Source organism: Bartonella sp. AA81SXKL (assembly GCF_042196945.1).
GTDB lineage: Bacteria > Pseudomonadota > Alphaproteobacteria > Rhizobiales > Rhizobiaceae > Bartonella.
Window position 1 is genome coordinate 1 of record NZ_JBHIRH010000038.1, and the last position, 4,113, is coordinate 4,113.

At 40.0% G+C, this 4,113-nt stretch carries 7 protein-coding genes; 6 read left to right on the forward strand and 1 reads right to left on the reverse strand.

Annotated features, from left to right (window positions below):
- The 4 genes from ACFINZ_RS08935 to ACFINZ_RS08950 form a co-directional block, all read left to right on the forward strand.
- The coding region (locus tag ACFINZ_RS08935) for a DnaB-like helicase C-terminal domain-containing protein (protein ID WP_375701353.1) at nucleotides 1-120 on the forward strand (120 nt) is incomplete at its 5' end.
- A gap of 85 nt (nucleotides 121-205) precedes the next feature.
- A complete protein-coding gene (ssb, locus tag ACFINZ_RS08940; protein ID WP_375701348.1) occupies nucleotides 206-646 on the forward strand; it encodes a single-stranded DNA-binding protein in 441 nt (146 codons plus the stop codon).
- Between the two features lie 67 nt (nucleotides 647-713).
- Nucleotides 714-1,232 (forward strand): Panacea domain-containing protein, encoded by a 519-nt coding sequence (locus tag ACFINZ_RS08945; protein ID WP_375646150.1) that lies wholly within the window; start codon nucleotides 714-716, stop codon nucleotides 1,230-1,232.
- 362 nt (nucleotides 1,233-1,594) lie between these two features.
- A complete protein-coding gene (locus ACFINZ_RS08950; RefSeq protein ID WP_375701349.1) occupies nucleotides 1,595-2,122 on the forward strand; it encodes a hypothetical protein in 528 nt (175 codons plus the stop codon).
- 13 nt (nucleotides 2,123-2,135) lie between these two features.
- Here the strand turns inward: ACFINZ_RS08950 and ACFINZ_RS08955 are convergent, their stop codons facing one another.
- A complete protein-coding gene (locus ACFINZ_RS08955; protein WP_375701350.1) occupies nucleotides 2,136-2,747 on the reverse strand; it encodes a hypothetical protein in 612 nt (203 codons plus the stop codon).
- A 205-nt stretch (nucleotides 2,748-2,952) separates the two neighbouring features.
- On the opposite strand from ACFINZ_RS08955, the gene ACFINZ_RS08960 reads away from it, so the two are divergent.
- Nucleotides 2,953-3,285, forward strand: coding sequence for a hypothetical protein (locus tag ACFINZ_RS08960; RefSeq protein WP_375701351.1), 333 nt, complete (start codon nucleotides 2,953-2,955; stop codon nucleotides 3,283-3,285).
- A partial coding sequence (locus ACFINZ_RS08965) for a phage terminase large subunit (protein ID WP_375701352.1) occupies nucleotides 3,266-4,113 on the forward strand: 848 nt, incomplete at its 3' end. The genes ACFINZ_RS08960 and ACFINZ_RS08965, both read left to right, overlap by 20 nt.

Below are 4,113 nucleotides of genomic sequence, written 5' to 3' on the forward strand. Positions count from 1 at the left end.
AAGGGTAAAGCCGAGGTTATTATAGCAAAACAACGCCATGGTCCGACAGGAATCGTTCCCCTTGCCTTTCAATCCGATTTTACACGCTTTAGTGATTTAGAACATAATGTAACACTTTAAATAATTGTTATTAGACAACTGAAAACATTGTAAAAACACATAAAACATGTTATGATCTTTACATCATTTAATGGGACTTACAAACATGCTTAATAAAGTGATTTTAATTGGTCATTTAGGTGCCAATCCAGAAAGCAAAACAATGTCATCTGGCATCGAGGTGGTCAATTTTCGAATGGCAACGTCTGAGAGCTATACAGACAAGGCAACCAATAAGAGAATAGACAAAACCGAATGGCATTCCATTGTGGTGTTTAATCCACGCTTGGCAAAAGTAGCACTCCAGTATCTGAATAAAGGCAGCAAAGTTTATATCGAGGGGCGACTACAAACCCGTAAATGGCAAGATAAAAACGGTGTTGATCGCTATGTAACAGAAGTCATATTGCCTCAGTACAAAGGCGAGTTAAAGCTTTTAGATGGCAAAAATGATGATAATCAAGATCAGTCATCTGCTTATGACAGAAGCATTTACAGACCTCTTGATACGCCCCATACCGTTATGAATGACAGTGTTCCTTTTTAAGGATATTATTGAATGAGGAAAGTGATCATGTTAAAGCAATTCTGTAAAGTTGTATATTTTGTGGGGTATGAATGATATGTACCAAGTTCAGCAAATTGCTAACTTCTTTCTTGAAAAGGGACGTGAAGAGAATATCCCAATTTCTCCTATGAAGCTCATTAAACTGGTGTATCTTGCGTATGGATGGATGTTAGCAGCTACAGGTAAGCGTCTCTTTCCTGATCGTATAGAAGCATGGCAGCATGGTCCCGTGATTCCGGCTCTTTATCATGAGTTTAAAGATTGGGGAAGGCGTTTTATCGATTGCTATTCTCGAACAGTTGATTTAGAGACAGGAGAAATTTTGATTCCTAAAATTCCTAAAGAATCCGCTGATAAATATACAGTTAAATTATTAGAGATCGTCTGGAATGCTTATAAAAATTTTTCACCTTGGCGCTTGCGCAATGAATCTCATGAGAATGGATCTCCGTGGGAGAGAGTATATGATTGTGGGCAATTTGGTGTGAAGCTAAAAGACGATGACATCAAAGAATATTTCACACAAAAAATTAACGGGTATTTACAAGAGCCGGAAAAAAAATAAACACCTTCATCTTAAGCAACTTCAACGTGCAAGTGATGCTGTTGGAAATCAATCTATTAGAGTGATTGCAGATTGTCTTCCGAGGAGAACTGTTCATTATGCTGTTACAGAACAAGAAATAAATCTATTAAAAGATCACGCAACGTCTGCATGTCGTTTTCATGGAATAATGGGGACTTTATTGGGTACGCTTTTAATTTTGTCCATAGAACTATTTTGGGATAAAAGTCATTTAAAAATTAAGCTAGTTTTTATAATTATAATATCGATCATTCTGGGTTTGTTATTCTTTTATAGTCTAAAGTTCAAGTCAAAAGCAGAGGAAATTTGGCAAAATATTAAACAGGAATCTGGGGACATAAGTGAAAAAAAATAAAAAGAGGGGACGCCCTAAAATAGCAGGGCAGATAAGAGAACCAAACGGACGTATATCACGTGCAAAAGCACCGCGTGAAGCCGTTGATAAATTGGCAATAGAAATGCGTGCAAAGCGCTTCGGTTTAACGCTACAGGAGGCAAAAAATCCACTTTCTGGTACCTATATCGGGCGGCTTTGTTTGCAAGGCGTGATTACTCAAGAGCAATATGATGCCGCGCAACAGTACCTACAGATAAGAAACGACTATTTGTGTGCAAAAGGCTTGCCAAGTGCTGTTTATAATGAAATTCCGTCATCTTCTGATGATAAGGCAAGAGACAAGTGGGTAGCATTTGCAACAGAGCAGTTTATAAACATGCAAGAGGCACTAAAAGAAGCCCAGTGTCTTTATAGACAGTACAATCTTTACGCAGCGCTACAGTACCTCGTTATAGAAGATCAAATGCTACCACATCTTGTGAATTCACTGCGGGTTGCTCTTAACGTGCTTCAGAAACATTTTGATCGTTAAATGACAATCTCTATTACGGTTTCATTATATAGTATATCGTTCGTAAGTCTCTACAAAACCTAGCTGTTTTTTTTATGCCTCTCCCATTATCGACTCTCATACTAGACACTAAATCAACAACTTGTGTTTCGGGGTTAATGCCATTTCCACTCGGAGAACTAAGAAATTTTTTTGCGTAATAAAACATTGGATCTGTACTACTCATAGACATGTTGTATGCCCAAATAAAATTTTCTTCACTCCAATTATGTTCATAGCGTAAAGTATTTATTACACTAGGTAGCATCGCCCATGACATCTCCTTATTATAATCACCCCTTAGTAAATTCACAAAGCGTCCACATAAAACAATAAGTATGTGACGATGCCATACAGTGTCAAATTTGGCAGTTATATTTTGATAGCCATTTTTGTATGCAAATTGATTTGCTTCGTGTTGCTTGTCGAAATGCGTAAAGTCTTCATATTCTTTACTTGCATATTTATCGTAAAGTTGATTGTACTGCTCTATAGTATCTACACGTGTAAATGTACGTGTAAATCCAAATGACGCTGATGCAGATAGCGCTGATATAGAAAAGAAAGCTATAAATGTTATGATGCGTGTTATGGATAATGGTTTCATTATTTTGGATCCTTAATTATTCATAAGCGCTGTTTAACCGATTCCCTTTGAAATTATCAATATGTGTTATTTTTATGTTGACAAAGTGTAGCAAATCGTATTTAATGACATTGCTGTACTTAGGCGTATTGTGTCTAGAGAGGGAAATGTACAGTTCAAAATCCCCGCAAATGCGGGGTTTTTTATTATCTGGAGGGCGTATTTTATGACATCAGAAAATACACATCAGGCTCCACAACCCATTAAAAAGCGTATACCCCCAAAGGCAGGTCAAGGGCGTGTCAAAGGCGTTCCGAATAAGATGACGCGCATTTTAAAAGAAGCAGTGGTTAAGGCTGCTGAGAATGCTGGGAATAAAATTGGCAAGGATGGTTTGATCTCTTATTTGGAAAAGCAGGCTATGGAATGCCCCGCTGCTTATTTAGCGTTGCTTGGTAAGGTGTTGCCTTTACAGGTAACAGGTGAAGATGGGGGAGCCATTAAGATCATAACGCGTGTAGAAATCGCGCCTTTGGTTAATGACAACACGACAGATTAATATTGTACCAAAACTCATTCCTATTTTTGATGGGGATGCTTTGGTACGAGCGGCGTGGGGTGGACGAGGGTCTGGAAAGACAAGATCATTTGCATTGATGGCGGCTTTAAAAGGCTATCAATTTGGTATGCAGGGGATATCGGGGACCATTCTTTGTGCACGTCAGTTTCAGAATTCTTTGGCAGAAAGTTCATTGGAGGAGATTAAGCGCGCCATTGAAGCGCACGACTTTTTAAAGGACTATTACAAGGTTGGGGAATCTTCGATTAAGTCGATAGATGGTCGCGTAGCCTTTCAGTTTTCTGGTCTGGACCGTAATATTGCGAGCATTAAATCGATGGGGCGCATTTTGCTTTGTTGGGTTGATGAGGCAGAGCCGGTAACAGAGACGGCTTGGCAGACGCTTATTCCAACGTTGCGAGAAGAAGGCGAGGGGTGGCGAGCAGAGTTATGGGTGACATGGAACCCGTTGCGAGAGAATGCCCCCGTTGAGAAGCGGTTTCGCTTTTCAGACAATGAGGCAATCAAGCGTGTTGAGATCAACTGGTCAGACAATCCGAAGTTTCCCAAGATCTTGAATGAAGCGCGGCTTGATGATCTGAGAAACCGTCCAGAGACCTATAAGCATATCTGGGAAGGGGCTTATCTTACAGCGGTTCAAGGCGCTTATTATCAGAAAGAGATGTTGGCAGCCGAGCAGGAGGGGCGGATAGGGCGTGTTGCTCGTGACCCTTTAATGCAAATACGTGCTTTTTGGGATATTGGGGGGACAGGCGCCAAGGCAGATGCCACGGCGATATGGATAGCGCAATTTGTTGGTAGAGAGAT